Source organism: Aquabacterium sp. (assembly GCF_049274795.1).
Taxonomy (GTDB): domain Bacteria; phylum Pseudomonadota; class Gammaproteobacteria; order Burkholderiales; family Burkholderiaceae_C; genus Aquabacterium.
This window is the reverse complement of record NZ_JBASTH010000086.1, coordinates 15,774-34,625: the sequence shown is the minus strand read 5'-3', so window position 1 is coordinate 34,625 and position 18,852 is coordinate 15,774. Positions and strand designations below refer to the sequence as shown.

At 62.0% G+C, this 18,852-nt stretch carries 18 protein-coding genes and 2 tRNA genes; 9 read left to right on the top strand and 11 right to left on the bottom strand.

Annotated elements, in window-relative coordinates:
- Positions 1-82: 82 nt before the first annotated feature.
- Positions 83-631: a phasin family protein gene (locus tag WAQ08_RS13895; RefSeq protein WP_422192182.1), complete on the bottom strand. Its 549-nt coding sequence runs from the start codon at positions 629-631 to the stop codon at positions 83-85.
- 247 nt (positions 632-878) lie between these two features.
- Here WAQ08_RS13895 and ppa point away from each other — a divergent pair, with 247 nt between their 5' ends.
- The gene (gene ppa, locus WAQ08_RS13890; protein WP_422192180.1) at positions 879-1,409 is read left to right on the top strand and encodes an inorganic diphosphatase; all 531 of its coding nucleotides are present in this window, start codon (positions 879-881) and stop codon (positions 1,407-1,409) included.
- A 69-nt stretch (positions 1,410-1,478) separates the two neighbouring features.
- Here the strand turns inward: ppa and WAQ08_RS13885 are convergent, their stop codons facing one another.
- Positions 1,479-2,789: an aspartate aminotransferase family protein gene (locus WAQ08_RS13885; RefSeq protein WP_422192178.1), complete on the bottom strand. Its 1,311-nt coding sequence runs from the start codon at positions 2,787-2,789 to the stop codon at positions 1,479-1,481.
- A gap of 268 nt (positions 2,790-3,057) precedes the next feature.
- On the opposite strand from WAQ08_RS13885, the gene aceA reads away from it, so the two are divergent.
- Positions 3,058-4,374 (top strand): isocitrate lyase, encoded by a 1,317-nt coding sequence (aceA, locus tag WAQ08_RS13880; protein WP_125243443.1) that lies wholly within the window; start codon positions 3,058-3,060, stop codon positions 4,372-4,374.
- A 266-nt stretch (positions 4,375-4,640) separates the two neighbouring features.
- Positions 4,641-5,360: a hypothetical protein gene (locus WAQ08_RS13875; protein ID WP_422192176.1), complete on the top strand. Its 720-nt coding sequence runs from the start codon at positions 4,641-4,643 to the stop codon at positions 5,358-5,360.
- Between the two features lie 27 nt (positions 5,361-5,387).
- Here WAQ08_RS13875 and WAQ08_RS13870 read toward each other — a convergent pair.
- A tRNA-Leu gene (locus tag WAQ08_RS13870) sits at positions 5,388-5,479 on the bottom strand.
- Positions 5,480-5,660: 181 nt separating this feature from the next.
- Here WAQ08_RS13870 and WAQ08_RS13865 point away from each other — a divergent pair.
- Both WAQ08_RS13865 and WAQ08_RS13860 read left to right on the top strand, forming a co-directional pair.
- A tRNA-Gly gene (locus WAQ08_RS13865) sits at positions 5,661-5,736 on the top strand.
- A gap of 226 nt (positions 5,737-5,962) precedes the next feature.
- A complete protein-coding gene (locus tag WAQ08_RS13860; protein WP_017642575.1) occupies positions 5,963-7,906 on the top strand; it encodes a tyrosine-type recombinase/integrase in 1,944 nt (647 codons plus the stop codon).
- Positions 7,907-7,954: 48 nt separating this feature from the next.
- Here the strand turns inward: WAQ08_RS13860 and WAQ08_RS13855 are convergent, their stop codons facing one another.
- The gene (locus WAQ08_RS13855) at positions 7,955-8,596 is read right to left on the bottom strand and encodes a substrate-binding domain-containing protein (RefSeq protein WP_023110687.1); all 642 of its coding nucleotides are present in this window, start codon (positions 8,594-8,596) and stop codon (positions 7,955-7,957) included.
- A gap of 110 nt (positions 8,597-8,706) precedes the next feature.
- Here WAQ08_RS13855 and WAQ08_RS13850 point away from each other — a divergent pair, with 110 nt between their 5' ends.
- Positions 8,707-9,000: a helix-turn-helix domain-containing protein gene (locus WAQ08_RS13850; protein WP_003821173.1), complete on the top strand. Its 294-nt coding sequence runs from the start codon at positions 8,707-8,709 to the stop codon at positions 8,998-9,000.
- Between the two features lie 26 nt (positions 9,001-9,026).
- Here WAQ08_RS13850 and WAQ08_RS13845 read toward each other — a convergent pair whose 3' ends face one another.
- Both WAQ08_RS13845 and hppD read right to left on the bottom strand, forming a co-directional pair.
- Positions 9,027-9,920 carry a LysR family transcriptional regulator gene (locus WAQ08_RS13845; protein WP_003821171.1) on the bottom strand — a complete coding sequence of 298 codons (894 nt, stop codon included), beginning with the start codon at positions 9,918-9,920 and terminating at the stop codon, positions 9,027-9,029.
- 320 nt (positions 9,921-10,240) lie between these two features.
- Positions 10,241-11,329: a 4-hydroxyphenylpyruvate dioxygenase gene (gene hppD, locus WAQ08_RS13840; protein WP_017642572.1), complete on the bottom strand. Its 1,089-nt coding sequence runs from the start codon at positions 11,327-11,329 to the stop codon at positions 10,241-10,243.
- Between the two features lie 131 nt (positions 11,330-11,460).
- On the opposite strand from hppD, the gene WAQ08_RS13835 reads away from it, so the two are divergent.
- Both WAQ08_RS13835 and WAQ08_RS13830 read left to right on the top strand, forming a co-directional pair.
- Positions 11,461-11,943, top strand: a complete 483-nt coding sequence (locus tag WAQ08_RS13835) for an Lrp/AsnC family transcriptional regulator (RefSeq protein WP_033471055.1) — start codon at positions 11,461-11,463, stop codon at positions 11,941-11,943.
- 100 nt (positions 11,944-12,043) lie between these two features.
- Entirely contained in the window at positions 12,044-12,238 is a 195-nt protein-coding gene (locus tag WAQ08_RS13830; RefSeq protein ID WP_003821167.1) for a heavy-metal-associated domain-containing protein, read from the top strand.
- A 74-nt stretch (positions 12,239-12,312) separates the two neighbouring features.
- On the opposite strand, the gene WAQ08_RS13825 is transcribed toward WAQ08_RS13830, so the two are convergent.
- The 4 genes from WAQ08_RS13825 to WAQ08_RS13810 all read right to left on the bottom strand — a co-directional run bounded on the left by WAQ08_RS13825 (position 12,313) and on the right by WAQ08_RS13810 (position 16,639).
- Positions 12,313-13,071 carry a MauE/DoxX family redox-associated membrane protein gene (locus WAQ08_RS13825; protein WP_017642570.1) on the bottom strand — a complete coding sequence of 253 codons (759 nt, stop codon included), beginning with the start codon at positions 13,069-13,071 and terminating at the stop codon, positions 12,313-12,315.
- Positions 13,072-13,294: 223 nt separating this feature from the next.
- Positions 13,295-13,633, bottom strand: coding sequence for an ISC system 2Fe-2S type ferredoxin (fdx, locus tag WAQ08_RS13820; protein ID WP_003821165.1), 339 nt, complete (start codon positions 13,631-13,633; stop codon positions 13,295-13,297).
- A gap of 15 nt (positions 13,634-13,648) precedes the next feature.
- Positions 13,649-14,128 (bottom strand): Cu(I)-responsive transcriptional regulator, encoded by a 480-nt coding sequence (cueR, locus tag WAQ08_RS13815; protein ID WP_003821164.1) that lies wholly within the window; start codon positions 14,126-14,128, stop codon positions 13,649-13,651.
- A 15-nt stretch (positions 14,129-14,143) separates the two neighbouring features.
- Entirely contained in the window at positions 14,144-16,639 is a 2,496-nt protein-coding gene (locus WAQ08_RS13810) for a heavy metal translocating P-type ATPase (RefSeq protein WP_033471058.1), read from the bottom strand.
- Positions 16,640-16,874: 235 nt separating this feature from the next.
- On the opposite strand from WAQ08_RS13810, the gene WAQ08_RS13805 reads away from it, so the two are divergent.
- On the top strand, positions 16,875-17,231 hold the full coding sequence (locus WAQ08_RS13805; protein WP_003821162.1) for an ArsR/SmtB family transcription factor: 357 nt from the start codon (positions 16,875-16,877) through the stop codon (positions 17,229-17,231).
- 109 nt (positions 17,232-17,340) lie between these two features.
- Here WAQ08_RS13805 and lpdA read toward each other — a convergent pair whose 3' ends face one another.
- Complete coding sequence (lpdA, locus tag WAQ08_RS13800; RefSeq protein ID WP_003821161.1) at positions 17,341-18,768, bottom strand: dihydrolipoyl dehydrogenase; 1,428 nt, start codon at positions 18,766-18,768, stop codon at positions 17,341-17,343.
- Positions 18,769-18,852 lie beyond the last annotated feature (84 nt).

Here is an 18,852-nt window from a genome sequence, read left to right as displayed (position 1 = left end):
GAGACAACCTTTCAGGGAGTACCGCTTGTCCAGAGCGGCATCCTTGGGAGTCCGCAGACTCCCGTAAAGTTCCCGGGCTTGCTCAGGCCGTCTTGCGGGGCTTGGCGGCTTGCGTGGCCTTCACGGCGGTGTTGGTGATGGCCTGGAAGTTGGCTTCGGCCACGTCAGCGGCTTGCTTGGCAGCCTTCTGCACGGAGTCGAAAGCGTTGTTGGCGGCGGCCACGGCCGACTTCACCAGCACAACGGCGTTCTCGGTGCCGGCAGGTGCGTTCTTGACGGCGTTGTCCACCACCGACAGGAACTTCTTTTGGGCTTCGGCGGCTTGTGTTTCGGCCAGTTTGCTCACTTCGGAGCTGGTGGAGGCAGCGATGTCGTAGACGTGGCGGCTGTAGGCAGCGACCTTCTCGGCATTGGGTTGCAGCAGGGCGCTTTGCAGGGCGACCAGTTCCTGGGCATCCTTGACGGACAGCACGGCGCGGGTGTGGTCGGCAACCTCGTCCAGCGTGGTCTTGGCCGTTTGCAGGTTCAACTCGACCAGCTTTTCAACGCCTTCGAAAGCCTTCTGACCCAGCGTGAACAGGGTTTCGATGTTGGCTTTGTGGGTGGCCAGCAGTTGTTCGGCAGTCAGCATCTTGAATCTCCATCGTCAGTCAATGAGTGGATTGCTTGGCGACTAGCGGTCGATACTTCTGAAGGCCGCTATGTTGCGCTGCAACATGGTTCGAAGTATTGGGGAAGCAGGCGCACATTGCAAGCGTCTTTTGTGCGCTGCAACATTGATTAGATTGATTGATCTAAATGGCCTTCGCCTACACTGGCGCCCTTGCGCCACGCGCCCCCGCTCAACCCAATCTTCAAACCATCACGCACCGCACACCATGAGCCTGCTGAATGTCACCCCCGGGTCGAAGGCCCCCGACGTCTTCAACGTCATCATCGAGATCTCTGCCAATGCCGCCCCCGTCAAGTACGAGGTGGACAAGGACAGCGGCGCCGTGTTCGTGGACCGCTTCATGGGCACGGCCATGCACTATCCCTGCAACTACGGCTACGTGCCCCAGACCCTGGCACCCGATGGTGACCCGGTCGACGTGCTGGTGGTGACCCCGTTCCCGCTGCCCCCTGGCGTGGTGGTGGCCGTGCGCCCCCTGGGCATCCTGAAGATGGAAGACGAGGCTGGTGGCGACTCCAAGCTGGTGGCTGTGCCGACCGAGAAGCTGTGCCCCATGTACAAGAAGATCCAGGCCCTGGAAGACCTGCCCGAGCTGCTGCTGTCCCAGATCAAGCACTTCTTCGAGCACTACAAGGACCTGGAGCCCGGCAAGTGGGTGAAGGTGGTCGGCTGGGCCGGCAGCGACGAGGCCAAGGAAGAAGTCCGCTCCGGTCTGGAAGCCGTCAAGAAGGCCTGATCGGTTTTCTGGCTCTCCATGAAGAAACCGCCCCGAGGGGCGGTTTTTCTTTGGGCGCGCGAAGTGTGTTCACTCCACCGTGGGGATCACCTCGGCCAGCGTGCTCACGATCTGGTCGATCTGGCTGTCGTTGATGATCAGCGGTGGCGAGATGGCGATGTTGTCGCCTGCGGCGCGCAGCAGCACGCCCTTGTTCCAGGCGCCCAGGAACACCTCGAAGGCGCGGCGGCCCGGTGCGGCGCCTGGCCGTGGCGCGAACTCCAGCGCGGCCACCAGCCCGGTGTTGCGGATGTCCACCAGGTTGGGCAGGCCCTTGAGCGTGTGGATCGCCGACTGCAGCTTGGCCTCCATCTTTGCCGCGCGGGTCAGCAGGTTCTCTTCGGCATAGGTGTCCAGCGTGGCCAGGGCGGCGGCGCAGGCCATCGGGTGGCTGGAGTAGGTGTAGCCGTGCGGCAGCTCGATGCCGGGCGGGCCCTGCATGAAGGCGTCGTGGATCTCCTGCTTGGTGAAGACCACGCCCATCGGGATGGTGCCGTTGGTGACGCCCTTGGCGGCGGTGATGATGTCCGGCACCACGTCGTAGTGCTGCGCGGCGAACGGCGAGCCCAGGCGGCCAAAGCCTGTGATCACCTCGTCGAAGATCAGCAGGATGCCGTGCTTGTCGCAGATCTGGCGCAGGCGCTGCAGGTAGCCCTTGGGCGGCAGCAGCACGCCGGTGGATCCGGCCATAGGCTCGACGATCACGGCGGCGATCGTGGAGGCGTCGTGCAGCGTGACCAGGCGCTCCAGGTCATCGGCCAGTTCGGCGCCATGCTCGGGCTGCCCGTGCGTGAAGGCATTGCGCTGCAGATCGTGCGTGTGGCGGATGTGGTCCACGCCAGCCACGTGCGTGCCGAAGATCTTGCGGTTGGGCCCCATGCCGCCCACCGCCGTGCCCGCGAAGTTCACGCCGTGGTAGCCACGCTCGCGGCCGATCAGGCGCGTGCGCTGAGCCTCGCCGCGCATGCGGTGGTAGCCAATGGCGATCTTCAGCGCGGTTTCAACTGACTCGGAACCCGAGTTCGTATAGAAGACTCGGTTCAGGCCCGGCGGCGCCAGCTCCACCAGGCGCTCGGCCAATTCGAAGGCCAGTGGGTGTGCCATCTGGAAGGGCGGTGCGAAATCCAGCGTGGCGGCCTGGCGGGCGATGGCCTCCACGATGCGGGGCTGCGCATGGCCGGCGTTCACGCACCACAGGCCAGCGGTGCCATCCAGCACCTCGCGGCCCTCGGGCGTCCAGTAATGCATGCCTTCGGCTCTGGAGAGCAGGCGAGGGTTTTGCTTGAAATCCCGGTTGGCCGTGAACGGCATCCAGAAAGCATCCATGCGGGGCGTGGTCATCTTGGCTCCTTGGCGAATCGAATGTGCTTACCCCTTACCTTAGGCCCGATTGATGACCAATGCCTGACGCGGGACATCGTGGTTTGCCCGAGGGTTTGTGCCTGTCGGCAACGGATTTCGCGTGTCCGCAATGTCAAAGACCCGCCAAAGATCCCCGCGTTTGAAGGATCAAGTCTTATATAAGACACAAGTCTTCCCCAACCGAGGGGAAACCAGCTACACTGCGAGCCTTCTTTCTTAGCACCTCCCACCAACCCCGGAGATCGTCATGACTCAACTCACCCGTGAACAGCAAATCGCTGCCCTGGAAAAGGACTGGGCCGAAAACCCCCGTTGGAAGCTCGTCAAGCGCGGCTACTCCGCTGCTGACGTGGTTCGCCTGCGCGGCAGCCTGCAGCCCGAGTACACGCTGGCCAAGCGCGGCGCTGAAAAGCTGTGGGAGAAGGTCAATGGCGGCGCCAAGAAGGGCTACGTGAACGCTTTCGGCGCCATCACCGCCGGTCAAGCCATGCAACAGGCCAAGGCTGGCCTGGAAGCCGTGTACCTGTCGGGCTGGCAAGTCGCCGCCGACGGCAACACCTCCGAAACCATGTACCCCGACCAGTCGCTGTACGCGTACGACTCGGTGCCCACGATGGTTCGCCGCATCAACAACACGTTCAAGCGTGCTGACGAAATCCAATGGTCGCGTGGCATCAACCCCGGCGACGAAGGTTTCGTGGACTACTTCCTGCCCATCGTCGCTGACGCTGAAGCCGGTTTCGGTGGTGTCCTGAACGCCTTCGAACTGATGAAGAACATGATCGCTTCGGGCGCCGCTGGCGTTCACTTCGAAGACCAGCTCGCCGCTGTCAAGAAGTGCGGTCACATGGGTGGCAAGGTGCTGGTTCCTACGCAAGAAGCCATCGAAAAGCTGATCTCGGCTCGTTTCGCTGCTGACGTGATGGGCGTGCCCACCATCGTTCTGGCCCGTACCGACGCTGAAGCCGCCAACCTGATCACCTCCGATCACGACGCGAACGACAAGCCCTTCCTGACGGGCGAGCGCACGCAAGAAGGCTTCTACCGCGTCAAGAATGGCCTGGAGCAATCCATCAGCCGCGGCGTCGCCTACGCTCCCTACGCCGACCTGGTGTGGTGTGAAACCGGCGTGCCCGACATCGGCTTCGCCCGTGAATTCGCGCAAGCCGTGCACGCCAAGTGCCCGGGCAAGCTGCTGTCGTACAACTGCTCGCCTTCCTTCAACTGGAAGAAGAACCTGGACGACAAGCAGATCGCCAAGTTCCAGCAAGACCTGTCGGACCTGGGCTACAAGTACCAGTTCATCACGCTGGCTGGTATCCACATCAACTGGTACAACACGTTCCAGTTCGCTCACGCTTACGCCCGCGGCGAAGGCATGAAGCACTACACCGAAATGGTGCAAGAGCCCGAATTCGCAGCTCGCGAGAAGGGCTACACCTTCGTGTCGCACCAGCAAGAAGTGGGCGCTGGCTACTTCGACGACGTGACCACCGTGATCCAAGGCGGCTCGTCTTCCGTCAAGGCCCTGACCGGCTCGACCGAAGAAGACCAGTTCCACTGATCTTCGCTTCGATGAGGCTGCGACAAACGGCCTTATCCGGAGAACAAAGGCACCCCTTGGGGTGCCTTATTCATTTCAACCCAGCGGCCAGATTGCAGGGTGCTGTATCCCCCGGCATCGGGGGTTGTGTTCTTGCGTCATCTACAAGCCGATTGGTTGAGTGCTTCCCCCGGAATGTAAAAAAAGTGCGTGATTTTTTTCAAGATATGGCTACATTGTCTGCATGGAGGGGTGGTTCCAATGTCCGGAAAGCCGCACACTGAGATGTGCGCGATCTGGTGAAGTCTTGGGATCGACCGGTTCAATTCGATACCCTTAAGAGGTTCACCATGCCAGTCAATGACATCCTGAAAATGATGTTGGTGTTCGTGCATTTCTTTGCCAGCGCAGTCGCCGTGGCAACGATCCTGCGAACCGATTTCCTCATTCTTTCGTACTACACGAGTCCATTGACACGCAAGGCGGTAGATCGCATCCACGGCGCCAAGTCGGTGGTGAGTGCGTCGCTGATCGTGTTGTGGGTGTCGGGCCTGGCGATCTGCCTGCAGGGCTATCTGAGCGATCCGGCCTACCTGCTCAACCAGAAGCTGTGGCTCAAGGTGATGGTGGTGCTCACGCTCACGCTCAATGGCTGGTTCCTGCATCGGTTTGCCTTTCATGGCATCCAGCGTGGCGCACGTTTGTGCGAGGCGATGCCGCATCAGCGTGCGGTGCTGGTGCTCATGGCCACCATCAGTTCCAGCAGCTGGATCTTCGCGTGCTTCCTGGGCATTGCCCGGGCGCTCAACAACAAGCACAACTTCACGGGGCTGGTCAGCCTCTATCTGTTGATGCTGGGAGTGTCGCTGGTGAGTGCCTTGGTGCTGACCCATCTGCTGACGCGCATGGCGGGCAGCGGGTCGCGTGATGCGCAGCGCTGGCAGGCTCGAGTCAAGGCCTTCAAGCATCGGCTGGATGCCGGGCAGGAGAGCGAGCTGCAGGTGTGATGCGCGACTGGGAGGTGAGGGCGCTGATGGTGCCCCGGGCCGGGATCGAACCGGCACGCCCCTTTACAGGAAGCGGCGGATTTTAAGTCCGCAGTGTCTACCAATTTCACCACCGGGGCATGATCGGCGCAGTCAGCACAGTGTAGCGGTGAACATCAAAAATTTTTGCTGCGACTTGCGAATCGAGCTGAAATCGATGTATAGTCTAGGTCTTCGCTGATCACTGCCTGCAGCAAGGCAAGTTGCAAAGAGCTTAAGCTCATGAAACGGTGGTGATCGCTGTGATATCAGCGAAGGCATGCGGGATTAGCTCAGTTGGTAGAGCGATACCTTGCCAAGGTATAGGTCGAGAGTTCGAGCCTCTTATCCCGCTCCAAATTATGATCTACAGACTTCTACTGACGTCTGTAAGTCATTGAAAAAAGGGGCTTCGGCCCCTTTTTCCATTCCAGCGAGCGCCACGGAAATCCACCCACAGCTACCGTTTTTGAGTGACCAATTGAGGCACAAGAATACGGGTGGGACGGCTACCGGATAGTTGCTGGGGCTGAGCGGGAACCATGACGAGCATAGGGCCTAAGTCATTACTTAGGAGCCTCGAAATGGCACTCTCTGATCTGACCGTCCGGCAGGCAAGAACCACCGGAAAACGCTACACCCTCTCCGATAATGACTGCCTGGGCCTGATGGTCTCTGCTGCAGGCGGTAAGTCGTGGATGTTTCGCTACTACTGGCTGGGCAAGCAAAAACGTATGTCCCTGGGCGGATATCCTGCCCTCAGCTTGCGCGAGGCCCGCGCCGAGCGGGATAAGGCCCAAGCCCTGCTTGCCAGGGGGGTTGATCCGCAAATCGAGCGTGACCAGCGCCGGCACGCGGCCAAATTGGCGGGTGAATACACCTTTAGGAACGTTTTTGATGCCTGGGTCGAGCATCGCCGCAAGGAACTCAAGGAAGGCCGCCAGAGCACCCTGTCGCAGATTCTGCGCATCTTCAACAAGGACGTGCTGCCCGCCTTAGGGAAGATGTCGATCTACGACATTCGCCGCCCTCAGCTCCTGGGAGTTCTGGCGGCGATCGAGAAGCGCAAAGCGTTCACCACCGCCGAGAAGGTTCGCACCTGGTTCAACCAGATGTTCCGCTATGCCTTGGTCGTTGCCGAGGGCTTGGAGGTCAACCCTGCTGCTGACCTGGATGTGGTGGCCGAACCCAAGCCCCCGGTGACCCACAATCCCTATCTGCACCTGCCCGAGATGCCCGAGTTCCTTCAGAAGCTTCGGCTCTACACCCCCCGCGGCTGGCAGACCCAGCTTGGTGTGCGGCTGCTGTTGTTAACTGGGGTGCGGACGGGCGAATTGCGGCTGGCCGAGCCTGAGCAGTTCGACCTCGACCGCGGCTTGTGGATCATCCCGCCACAATTCGTCAAGCAGCTCCAGGACGAAATGCGCAAGGCCGGTAAGCGGCCGCAGGACGTGCCGCCCTACATCGTGCCCCTCTCTCTGCAGGCCATCGAGATCGTGCGCTATCTTCTGAGCGCGATGCGGCCGGCGCAGAAGTACTTGTTGGCTCATACCAGCGAACTCAAGAAGCGCATCAGCGAAAATACGCTGAACAAGGCCTTGCAGCTCATGGGTTACGAGGGGCGCCTGACCGGGCACGGCATCCGCGGCACCATCTCGACGGCGCTCAACGAAATCGGCTATCCGAAAATTTGGGTGGATGCACAGCTATCGCACTCCGACCCCAACAAGGTCAGCTCGGCCTACAACCACGCCAAATACGTGGAGCCGAGGCGCCGGATGATGCAGGACTGGGCCGATCGCCTCGACCTGCTCGAACAGGGCGAGGTAGAAGCTGCGAGCGCACACCTGACCATCCGCATCGATGGGGTGCCTGCGATGGCAGAAGTGGAAGAGGCGGTGGGTGCGGCCCCCATCGTGGCCGAGCCCCCTGTGCCCGGCGTGCAGTCCCTTGTCGCAACGCCCATTGTCGTCACTTCGAGCAGCGGCGGAATCACGTTCCGGAGACTGTCGCATCTGCCGCCGCCTCCGGTGCATGTCCCAGAGCCGGAAGTGTCCGCGATCCAGCGCGAGCGCGAGGAAATGCTGGCTATCTATGAGTCGCCGAACAGCCTGCCGGTCCCGTTGTTCGGCAAGCTGGCCGGGAAGTCCAAGGACCAGATCAACCGCGAACTGAAAGCCGGAAAGTTGCTGGCTATCAGCCTTGGCAATCGGGGACAGCGTGTTCCGGACTGGCAACTGGTGCCGCTCAAACACAGGCTGGCCCAGGTGCTCATGAACCAGTGCCCGCACGCGGATTCTTGGGGACTTTACCGCATGCTGACCCAGCCGCACCCTGACCTGGGCGATCGCGCCGCCATCGATGCGGTCACGCCGACCAACGTGCCGGCGATCGTACGGGTCATCATGGGCGACTACCAGCATCACGAGGATGTGCCCAAGGCCGTCGCCCCGCAGCCCGTCCCGGAAGATGTGCGGCAGAGCGTTCGTAGGCTAGTGGACAGCGCTGTGGTGATCGAGGGAACCTAATCCACGGGTCAGCCTATGGCCGGGATGACGCTTCCGGCCGTAGGCCCATCACCTTGCACCTTCCCCAGCAATCTGTAGCGCTCTACGCTCGAACCGCTTGGCAGCAGAATCGGCTTGCGCGTGGGGCCGTTGGAGGTACGTCACGATATTGTAGGGGCCATCGGCGAGCGGTCGCATGCCGATCCCCCATTGATGGGCACGCTCGATGCGCGATTGCGCGCATACGCCGATGCCGTAGCCGGATGAGACCCACAGCGCCATCATCTCGAATGAAGTTGCAGACAGGATGTTCTCTTGGTCCACTGGCATGAGGGAGGCCAACCTCTCGTCCAGCAAGGGGCAAGCCTCCACCCGCCAGCGATAGATTGGATAATCCTGAAGATCTGAGATGGTGAGCTTCGCCTGGTTAACTAAGCGGGACCGCGGTGGTATCGCAACGGCCATGCTTTCGCACCATAGCCTCCGGCTACTCGTCAGGTGATCCCCCGCACCGCTAAGAGATAGTCCCGCGTCGTAGCGGCCCTCCTGCAGGCCCGTCATCAACTCTTGATCCGAAACTTCACGCACGGCCATCGCGACGCCCGGCTCCTGCGCTCGCTGCAGTGCAAGCAGCGCCGACAGCCGTGAAGACGGTACACCTGGCGCTATGGCGAGTGTGAAATTCGGGGGCGGACTGATGACGTCATGCATGGATACCCCCAAAGAGGCGGCGGGAGGGGATCGAAAAGATCTACCGACATCATACTAAAGAGATATCTTTAACGTGGTTAAAGATCAGTGATTCCATGACGCTTCTGCGAATGCAGAAGCGCACTATTCGGCCTGGACGGCCCGCCGGAGTAACCACCTATGAGTCCGCACCGGCGTTGGCGTTCGGGCAAGCGGTGCGAGCCGCTCGCCTGGATCAGGGGATTGCTCAGGATGAGTTCGCGGGCTTGGCGGGGATCGCGCGTTCGCACATGGGCAAGATTGAGCGCGGCGAGCACATGCCGACACTCGCTCTCATTCTAAAAATTTCCCTGGCTCTCAAGATCAGCTCGGCCGAACTGATGACGGCCACGGAGCGCAACCTCTACCTTCAGGGCGATGCGTGACGCCGGGTGTGGCGCAGGCGCCGTAGCTAATCGCTCTTTGGCGAACGCAAACGCTCGATGAAGCGCTCTACGGGAACGGATAGTCCGCTACCGCCTTCGGGCCGAAGCAGGTAGGTGATGATGACGGCCGAATCGAGCGCCAACGGCCGGATCACCACGTCGGGACGTTGGCATACCGCGATTCGGGTCGCCGTTGCGAAGCCGATGCCGTAACCAGCTCCGACCAACGTGAGCATCATGTCCAGCGACGAGACATGCTCAACGATGGTGGACTCGCGCTCCAGGGGATGTAGCAGCCGGGTCAATTCGCGGCAGTAGCCCTCGCAAAGCTGCGGATCGCACATCACCAGCGGGTAACTCACGAGTTCACGTAGCGACACTTCCTTGTGGGCCAGCAACGGGTGCCGGATCGGCAAGGTCACCACCAGCGGGTCCTGCCAGATGGGCTCCGTCACCAGTCCGTCGCCGACGTCCGCAGTGTGTGCGAAACCGATCGCGAAGTCGCCGGATCGCAGCCCCCGCAACTGTTCCGCCAGGGTGACCTCGGAGAGCCGTATTTCGATCTCCGGCTCCTCCTGGCGGCACAGGGCAAGAAGTGCAGACAGCCGCGGGTCGATGGCGCCATCGGAGATGGCGATGCGCACGCTGCCTCTTAGGCCTGCGGCGATCGCCCTGACGTTTTCTCGTGCCTGCTCCAGGTTGGTGAACAGCCGGCGAATGTCCTGAAGGAAGGTGGTACCCGCTGGCGTCAACCGCGTTCCCCGCCGATCGCGGTCAAAGAGCAGCACCCCCAGTTCGTCTTCCAATTCCTTGATCGTGCGGGACAGCGGCGGCTGCTCGATGTGCAAGCGCTCCGCAGCACGGGTGAAATGCAGCTCTTCGGCGAGAGCCACGAAGCAGCGCAAATGACGAAGTTCCATGGGCACGTCCTTCAGCAATCCTGGTCATTGGGTTGGCCACGGCGCATTGCTGCCGAAGTGCGCTTAGAGGGGGCGAGGTAGTGCTGGGTCCCTCTTCAGGGCGAGGAAAAAGGCCATCGGTGTATCTGAATAAGAATACATATGTTCATGTATTAACTCAAGTCAAGAGTGGTAGCAACTGTTTCGGAACGTGACGCCGAACCCAACCCGCTCAATGCTTGAGCGGCTAAGGCCGTACTGACGCCAAAGTAGCGCGAGCCCACAGAGGGGCTCGCGAGATGTAGGACCGAAGGCGCTCTGCCTTCATGGAAAAGCCCAAATCAGGCCGGGTTGATTTCCAACGAGCCACGGTTGATCTGGTCGCGTTCCATCGACTCGAACAAGGCGCCGAAGTTTCCTTCGCCGAAGCCCTCGCGGTAGTTGCCCTTGCGCTCGATGAACTCGAAGAACACCGGGCCAAGCAGCGGCTCGGAGAATATCTGCAGCAGCAGGCGGGGCTGGCCGCCTTCGGTCGTGCCGTCGAGCAGAATGCCGCGCGCCTGCAACTCGGGCACGGGCTGGCCATGGCCGGGCAGGCGCTTTTCCAAGTTTGCGTAATAGATGTCGTTGGGGGCGGTCAGCAGCGGGATACCGGCCATCTGCACGCGGTCGAGCGCATCGAGTAGGTTGTCGCACAGCAGGGCGATGTGCTGGATGCCCTCGCCGCTGAACTGCATCAAGAATTCCTCAATCTGGCCGCCGCCCTGGCGTGCTTCCTCGTTCAGCGGGATGCGGATCAGGCCGTCCGGCGCGCTCATCGCCTTGGAAGCCAGGCCGGTGTACTCGCCGTTGATGTCGAAGTAGCGGATCTCCTGGAAGTTGAAGAACTTCGTGTAGAAGTCGGCCCAGTACGTCATGCGGCCGCGATAGACGTTGTGTGTGAGGTGATCGACGATCGAGAAGCCGTGGCCTTTGGGACGGCGATCCACACCGGGTAGGAATTCGAAGTCGATGTCGTAGATGGACTTGCCGTCCTCGAAGCGATCGATCAGGTGCAGCGGCGCGCCGCCGATGCCCTTGATCGCCGGTAGGCGCAACTCCATCGGGCCAGTGGGAATGTCCATCGGCTGCGCGCCCAGCTCCAGCGCGCGGTGGTAGGCCTTGTGCGAATCCTTGACGCGGAACGCCAGCCCGCAGGGGCTGGGGCCGTGCTCGCCCGCGAAATACGCCGCCTGGCTTTTAGGCTCGCGGTTGACGATGAAGTTGATGTCGCCCTGGCGGTAGAGCGATACGTCCTTGGAGCGATGCCGGGCCACCTCGGTGAAGCCGAGCTTCTCGAACAGCGGCTCCAGCACGCCGGGCGTCGGCGAGGCGAACTCGACGAATTCAAAGCCGCACAGGCCCATCGGGTTGTCAAAAAGGTCGGTCATCAGGGGTGTCTCTCTTGGGTTTGGGGTGGAAATCTGGACACCCTAGATGGTAAGAAAAAGCCCGCACATCATTTCTGCAAAATCAATTGCAAATAGACTTCTTGATGCCTGATTCCTGCGTGGTGAAAGAAATGAGCACAGAAATAGTCCTTGATGGTACGGATAGACGCCTTATTGATGCATTGCAACGCAATGGAAGGTCCACCTTCGACGAACTGGCCGAACACGCAAGCCTGTCGTCCTCGGCCACGCTGAGGCGGGTGCGCCGCCTCGAAGAGGCTGGCGTCATCGCCGGCTATGTGGCCCTGGTGCACCCCGAACGCATCGGCCTCACCCTCACGGCCTACCTGAACGTGCGCCTCGAAAAGCACTCTGATTCGCACAAGCGCAACCCCATGGACGTGTTCCGCGCGTCGGTTCAGAACTGGCCCGAGGTGGTGGAGTGCCACGCGCTGACCGGCGACATGGACTACCTGTTGCGGGTGGTCGTCAGAGATATGGCCCACTACTCCCGCTTCGTGCTCGATACGCTGCTCAAGCACCCCAGCGTGCAAGACTGCAAGACCAGCTTCGTGCTGGACCGCGTGAAGAGCACCACGGCCTTGCCCCTATGAACATTCGGCAGGTTGGTGTGGCGGGGATGCAAATAGCGCTTGACCTTCCAACCGTGGCAAGGATCAAACTTTAAGCATCCCAACCCGAAAGGAGTTTTCCATGCAATTCCATCTCGAAGACATGACCTGCGGCGGCTGCGCCCGCACTGTGACGAAAACGATCCAAACGATCGACCCCAACGCCAAGATCGTTACGGACCCGCCGACCCGCCGTGTCGAGGTCCAGACCTCGGCCTCGCAAGAGCAGATCGCCGCGGCCCTGAGCGAAGCTGGCTTCCCGCCGCGCGCGCAGTAACACCGCGTCGTGGCCGGCATGCACACAGGACGGCCGATGCGAGCACGTGCGCTGCGCCATATCTGGCGCGGCGCTCAGTGCATCCCAAGGTAGGCGACCTTGGCCCACATCCACAGGGCCATCGCCACCATCATCAGGTTCTCGGTCAGGGACACGAAGTCCAGCGGCACGTTGCTGTCCCCGCCCACGCAGGCGCACTTGAGTTCCCGGCGATCGACATAGACCGCCTTGAAAACCGACACGGCCCCGACGGTCCCGATGAACAGCGCCAACGGAATCGACACCCACATCCCCACGCCCGCGACCATCAGGACGCCTGCGATGGCCTCCGCGAACGGGTAGAAATAGGCATACCGAACCCAGCGCTTGGCCAGCAGGTCGTAGTTGAGGAACATCGTCGCGAAGCCGTCCACGTCCTTGAGCTTCTGCAGCGCCAGGAGACACATGGCAAAGGCCACGAGCCACTCTGCCGCCTGAATGCTCCAGAGCTGGCCGAAGGCCGCCCAGCTCGCCGCCAGCGCCATCGCGGCCGCCATGGCGAACAGCGCGATCACAGGGGTGTAGGTCACGGCGTTCTTGTCCTTCACGGACATGCCGAAGAATTTGCGTAGGTCGTCGTAGCCGCCCACGCGCCGCCCGTTTATGAAGACCTGGGGCGTGGTCTCGACGCCATGCTCCTTCTTGAACGCATCCGTCTGCTCGCGGCTCGCCAAGTGTTTGTCCTCGACCTCGTAGCCCTTGCGTTTGAGCAGATCGAGCGACTTCAGCCCGTAGGGGCAGGTATGGCCGGGCATGACCATTCGGTAGAGCGTGGCTAGCTTGGGCGCAGACATGCAGGACTTCTCCTGTGTGACTTTCCATGGGCCGGCCGTCACGGATTTAAGGACGTTGATGACCTTTCCAGCCTAACCGACGACCGTGCAAAGGGAGTGTAGACACCTGGCTCGCGGGTTGGTCTGGCCCACGGGTTGGTTATCTGGCTGCAATGCCGTCAGTCCTCCATCTGCCAGAGCAACCCTGCCGCAGGCCGGTGCGCCTGAGGCAGCACGCAGGCTCCTAGTGGTTCTCCTTGGCATGGTTGATCGTGTACTTGGGGATCTCGACGGTCAGGTCTTCGGTCGCAACGATGGCCTGGCAGCTCAGCCGCGACTGCGCCTCCAGTCCCCAGGCCCGGTCGAGCAGATCATCCTCGCACTCCTCGACTTCGTTTAGAGAATTAAACCCCTTGCGCACGATGCAGTGACAGGTCGTGCAGGCACAGCTCATGTCGCAGGCATGCTCGATCTCGATGCCGTTGTCCAGCAGGGCCTCGCAGATCGAAGTGCCTGCTGGCACGTTCAGTTCGGCTCCCTCGGGAGCCAGTTCAGGATGGGGCAAGACTGTGATTTTGGGCATATCTCTCCTGGCTGCTCAGTGCGCACGCGGCTTTTTTCCTGCTGCGTTGGCTCGCGCGCGGCGCGGCACTGCGCCAGTGCGCGCTTCGGGCTTGTTGTCACTGGTATCGGGCTGCTCCAGCGTGTGCAGGATCGGGCAGTCGGGCCGTTCGTCGCCGGCGCAACACCGGATCAGCGCCTTGAGCGTCGCGGCCATCTCCAGCATGCTCTCGATGCGCCGGTCCAACTCGTCGATGTGTTGCTGGGCCAGACGCTTTACATCAGCACTCTGGCGCGACTTGTCATTCCACAGTCCCAGCAAGTCCGTGATCTCGGCTACCGAGAAGCCGAGGTCGCGCGAACGCCGGATGAAATGCAACCGGTGAACGTCGTCCTGGGTATAGGCGCGGTAGCCCGAATCGGTGCGGTCAGCCGGAGGGATCAGACCGATTTGCTCGTAGTAGCGGATCATTTTGGCCGAGACCTTCGAGGCCTTGGATGCTTCACCGATGTTCATGGTGTTCCTCCTTTCTCAATGAGCGGTATCCGCCGCCAGCGGCGGCTGGAAGCGGCGCAGGCGCAGCGCGTTTCCGAGCACGAACACGCTGGACAGCGCCATCGCGCCAGCCGCGAAGATCGGCGACAACAGCACACCGTATGCGGGGTACAGGACGCCAGCGGCCACCGGGATCAGGGCCGTGTTGTAGCCAAACGCCCAGAACAGGTTCTGGCGGATGTTGCCGATGGTCGCCTTGGACAGCGCGATGGCGTTGGGCACGCCCTGCAGGTTGCCCGACATCAGCACTACGTCGGCCGACTCCACCGCCACGTCGGTGCCGGTGCCGATGGCCAGGCCCACGTCGGCCTCGGCCAGCGCCGGGGCGTCGTTGATGCCGTCGCCCACGTAGGCGATCTGGCCGTGGCTGGCTTTCAGCCGGCGCACGGCTTCGACCTTGCCCTCGGGCAGCACTTCGGCCACCACCTCGTCGATGCCCAGTTGCTTGGCGATGGCCTGCGCGGTACGCGCGTTGTCGCCGGTGATCATCGCCACCTTCAGGCCGAGCTGGTGCAGCGCGGCAATGGCCGCGGGCGTGCTGGACTTGATCGGATCGGCCACCGCGATGATGGCGGCCAGCCGGCCGTCGATCGAGGCGTACAGCGGCGACTTGCCCTCGTTGCCTAGGCGCTCGGCCGTGCGAGCGAAGCCGCCCACGTCCAACCCCAGCTCACGCATGAAGCGATCGGCACCGACCTCGACACGCGCGCCGTCCACGGTGGCGCGCACGCCCATGCCCGTGACCGAATCGAAGTCTGTCATCGTCGGCAGCGCGATGCCACCTTCCACGGCCGACTCGACGATGGCGCGTGCGATCGGATGCTCCGAGCGCGATTCCACGGCGGCGACCTTCGCCAGCACCTGGTTGCGGTCAAAGCCGTCGGCAATCTCCAGGTCGGTCAGGACCGGGCGGCCCTCGGTCAGCGTGCCGGTCTTGTCCACGGCCACCACCTTGGCGTCCTTGAGCAGTTGCAGGGCTTCACCCTTGCGGAACAGCACGCCCATCTCAGCGCCCCGGCCCGTGCCGACCATGATGGAGGTCGGCGTCGCCAGACCCATGGCGCACGGGCAGGCAATGATCAGCACCGCCACGGCATTGACCAGCGCGAAGGACAGCGCGGGCGACGGGCCGAACACCAGCCAGACCAGGAAGGTCAGCACGGCGGCCAGCATGACGGCGGGCACGAACCACAGCGTCACCTTGTCCACCACGGCCTGGATCGGCAGCTTGGAACCTTGCGCCTGCTCGACCATGCGGATGATCTGCGCCAGCATGGTCTGACCGCCCACGGCGGTGGCACGCAGCGTCAGCGCACCCTTCTGGTTGACGGTGCCGCCGACCACGGTGCTGCCTTCCGCCTTTTCGACGGGAATCGGCTCGCCGGTGATCATCGACTCGTCCACGAAGCTGCGGCCCTCGGTCACTTCACCATCGACCGGCACGCGCTCGCCGGGGCGCACTTCCACGATGTCGCCCTGCGCCACGTCGTTGATCGGGATGTCCACGATGCGGCCGTCGCGCAGCACGTGCGCCTCCTTGGCCTGTAGGCCGACCAGGCGCTTGATGGCCTCGGAGGTGCGGCCCTTGGCCCGTGCCTCAAGAAAGCGGCCCAGCAGGATCAGCGCCACGATGACGGCGGCCGCCTCGTAGTACACGTTCACCGTGCCGGCCGGCAGCAGACTGGGCGCGAACGTGGCGACCATCGAATAGCCGAAGGCCGCGGCCGTGCCGACCGCGACCAGCGAGTTCATGTCGGGACCCAGGCGGAACAGCGCCGGGAAGCCCTTCTCGTAGAAGCGCCAGCCCGGAATGGCGAGCACCAGCAGGGTCAGCACGAACTGCAGATACCAGCTCTGCTGGATGCCGATGGTGGAAGCCACCCACTCGTGCATGCCGGGAATCATGTGCGAGCCCATTTCGAGCACGAACACAGGCAGCGCCAGCACGGCGGCCAGGGTCAGGTCGCGCTTGAGTTCGGCGCGCTCGGCGTCCTTTTTCTCGGCGGCTTCCTCGTCGGCCTGCATGCTGGTATCGACAGGGCTGGCCTCGTAGCCGACCTTATCGACAGCCGCGATTAGATCCTGCACGGATGCCACACCACGCACGGTAGCGCGCTCGGTCGCCAGATTGACCACAGCCTCAGTGACGCCCGGCACCGCCTTGAGCGCCTTCTCGACGCGGCCCACGCACGAAGCGCAGGTCATGCCTCCGATCGCCAGCTCGATGGTGCCCTGAGGCACGTCGTACCCTACCTTCTCGATCGCCTGGATCAGCGCCATGCGATCGACAGCACGGTTCAGGCGAATGTCCGCTCGCTCGGTGGCGAGATTGACAGACACGCTTGCCACGCCCTCGACCTTGGCAAGGGCGGCCTCGACTCGGCCGACGCAGCTTGCGCAGGTCATGCCCTCGATGGGCAGGCTGATTGCCGCTGCTTGGCCGCCAGCACTACTCGTTGTTGCCATGCTCATGGTGTGCTTCCCATAGTTGAAATTCGACATGGAGGGAGCTTAGGGTTTACCATCGTGGGAAGGTCAAGCGCTTTTTCGGATGCTGTCAGGTTTCAGAAATGACCCGGTGCACGGGGAGCGGAGGCCTTGCCTGCCAGGCTCGCACTGGTTCTTTGCTGCGCGCGCCTAAGCGGCTGCTGCCTTGTTAATTCTGAAGGGCGAAAACAGCCATTCGAGGTTAGGAAATATTTTAAAAATGAATACAAGTAAGCCATTCAGTACCCCACCGAAGGATCCCAGCGCCAATTTGGAATCGCTGTCACAGAATGACGTGACCATCTTGGCTGAGACATTCCGCCTCCTGGGTGACCCGTCCCGGCTGAGAATCATGCTGTGCTGCATGAAGGGCTCATCCTCGGTCGGGGATATCGCTGAAACCCTCGAACTCTCGCAGTCGCTGGTGAGCCACCACCTGCGGCTGCTGCGCGGTGCTCGCCTGGTCAAGGGCGTGCGCCAGGCCAAACAGATCTTCTATGAGGTGGCGGACAAGCACGTGAACCAGGTGCTGCTGGATATGGCCACCCACATCGCGGAAGACCACAACGACGAGTAACTGTTGGGCATAGCATGCCGTTGCAGCGTGGCCTACGTTCCATGGCGATATGCGCCCCACCGCCCGCAGCTGCGTTCGGTGAGGCGGTTTGGATGCCGCTTCCGATCAATCAGAAGTTGAGCGCGCGCTTGTCCACTGCCAGCGAGGCCTCTTTGAACGTCTCGGAGAGGGTCGGATGGGCAAAGCAGATGCGGGCGATGTCTTCGCTGCTGGCCTTGAACGCCATGGCGATCACGGCCTCGGCCACCAGTTCGCTGGCCTGCGGGCCGACTACATGCACGCCGAGTATCTCGTCCGTGGCAGAATCGGCGATCACCTTGACGAGGCCCGTCGTGTCGCCCAGTGCACGCGCGCGGCCATTGGCCATGAACGGGAAGGAACCGATTCGATAGGCGGTGCCCTGCTCTTTGAGCTGCTGCTCGGTGCGGCCTACCCAGGCAATCTCCGGGCTGGTGTAGATGACGTTGGGGATCGTGTTGAAATCGACGTGACCGTGCTGGCCGGCAATGCGCTCGGCCACTGCGACACCTTCCTCTTCCGCCTTGTGCGCCAACATCGGGCCACGCACCACGTCACCGATGGCCCAGATGCCGGGCACACTGGTGCGGCATGCATCGTCCACCACCACGGCGCCGCGCTCATCCAGTTGGAGTCCCACGGCGGCCGGATTCAGGCCTTCGGTGTTGGGCACACGGCCGATAGCCACGATCACTTTGTCTGCCTGCAAGGACTGCGTCTGGCCCTGGCTGTCGGTGTAGTGAATAGTCACGCCGGCCTCGGTTGCATTGACTTCGCGAACCTTCGCACCTAGTTCGATCTTCAGGGCTTGCTTGTCGAACGCCTTCTTCGCCTCCTTGGCGATGGCTTGGTCGACGATTGGCAGGAAGCTGGGCAAGCCTTCGAGGATCGTGACATCCGCCCCCAGGCGGCGCCAAACGGAGCCCAGCTCCAGGCCGATCACGCCGGCACCGATGACGGTCAACCGATTGGGCACGGCCGCGATGTTCAGCGCGCCGTCGTTGGAGAGCACGACCCGCTCATCGAACGGTAGGTTGGGGAGCGGCCGCACGTTGGAGCCTGTGGCAACGATGATCTGCTTGCCCACCAAGGTAACAGCCTCATCGGCGGCGACGCTCACCTCGAAGCCACCATCGACAGTCCTGGTGAAAGACGCCAGGCCGTTGAAGAACTGGACCTTGTTTTTGCGGAACAGATAAAGGATGCCTTCGTTGCTGGACTTCACCACCTGATTCTTACGTTCCAGCATCGTGGTCACATCCATGCGCAGATCACCCGTGGAGATGCCGTGCGTGCCAAAGTGGTGCTTGGCTTGTTCAAAGTTCTCTGACGACTGCAGTAGCGCTTTCGAAGGGATACAACCGATGTTGTTGCAGGTACCGCCAGGTGCTGGCTTTCCGTCCTTGTTCTTCCAGGCATCTACACAAGCGACCTTCATGCCTAATTGGGCAGCGCGAATGGCCGCGATGTATCCGCCAGGGCCGGCACCGATAACAATGACGTCGAAATGCATGTCCATGATTTACATCTCCAAAGTTTTTGAGGAAATAGTGAGCGCCTATGTCGCGCCTTTTGTCAGGTGGTCGCCAGATTACAGCTCGTT

Coding starts and splice junctions, on each gene's coding strand:
- WAQ08_RS13895 (WP_422192182.1), bottom strand. CDS start 631: ATGCTGACTGCCGAACAACTGCTGGCCACCCACAAAGCCAACATCGAA.
- ppa (WP_422192180.1), top strand. CDS start 879: ATGAGCCTGCTGAATGTCACCCCCGGGTCGAAGGCCCCCGACGTCTTC.
- WAQ08_RS13885 (WP_422192178.1), bottom strand. CDS start 2,789: ATGACCACGCCCCGCATGGATGCTTTCTGGATGCCGTTCACGGCCAAC.
- aceA (WP_125243443.1), top strand. CDS start 3,058: ATGACTCAACTCACCCGTGAACAGCAAATCGCTGCCCTGGAAAAGGAC.
- WAQ08_RS13860 (WP_017642575.1), top strand. CDS start 5,963: ATGGCACTCTCTGATCTGACCGTCCGGCAGGCAAGAACCACCGGAAAA.
- WAQ08_RS13855 (WP_023110687.1), bottom strand. CDS start 8,596: ATGCATGACGTCATCAGTCCGCCCCCGAATTTCACACTCGCCATAGCG.
- WAQ08_RS13850 (WP_003821173.1), top strand. CDS start 8,707: ATGCAGAAGCGCACTATTCGGCCTGGACGGCCCGCCGGAGTAACCACC.
- WAQ08_RS13845 (WP_003821171.1), bottom strand. CDS start 9,920: ATGGAACTTCGTCATTTGCGCTGCTTCGTGGCTCTCGCCGAAGAGCTG.
- hppD (WP_017642572.1), bottom strand. CDS start 11,329: ATGACCGACCTTTTTGACAACCCGATGGGCCTGTGCGGCTTTGAATTC.
- WAQ08_RS13835 (WP_033471055.1), top strand. CDS start 11,461: ATGAGCACAGAAATAGTCCTTGATGGTACGGATAGACGCCTTATTGAT.
- WAQ08_RS13830 (WP_003821167.1), top strand. CDS start 12,044: ATGCAATTCCATCTCGAAGACATGACCTGCGGCGGCTGCGCCCGCACT.
- WAQ08_RS13825 (WP_017642570.1), bottom strand. CDS start 13,071: ATGTCTGCGCCCAAGCTAGCCACGCTCTACCGAATGGTCATGCCCGGC.
- fdx (WP_003821165.1), bottom strand. CDS start 13,633: ATGCCCAAAATCACAGTCTTGCCCCATCCTGAACTGGCTCCCGAGGGA.
- cueR (WP_003821164.1), bottom strand. CDS start 14,128: ATGAACATCGGTGAAGCATCCAAGGCCTCGAAGGTCTCGGCCAAAATG.
- WAQ08_RS13810 (WP_033471058.1), bottom strand. CDS start 16,639: ATGAGCATGGCAACAACGAGTAGTGCTGGCGGCCAAGCAGCGGCAATC.
- WAQ08_RS13805 (WP_003821162.1), top strand. CDS start 16,875: ATGAATACAAGTAAGCCATTCAGTACCCCACCGAAGGATCCCAGCGCC.
- lpdA (WP_003821161.1), bottom strand. CDS start 18,768: ATGGACATGCATTTCGACGTCATTGTTATCGGTGCCGGCCCTGGCGGA.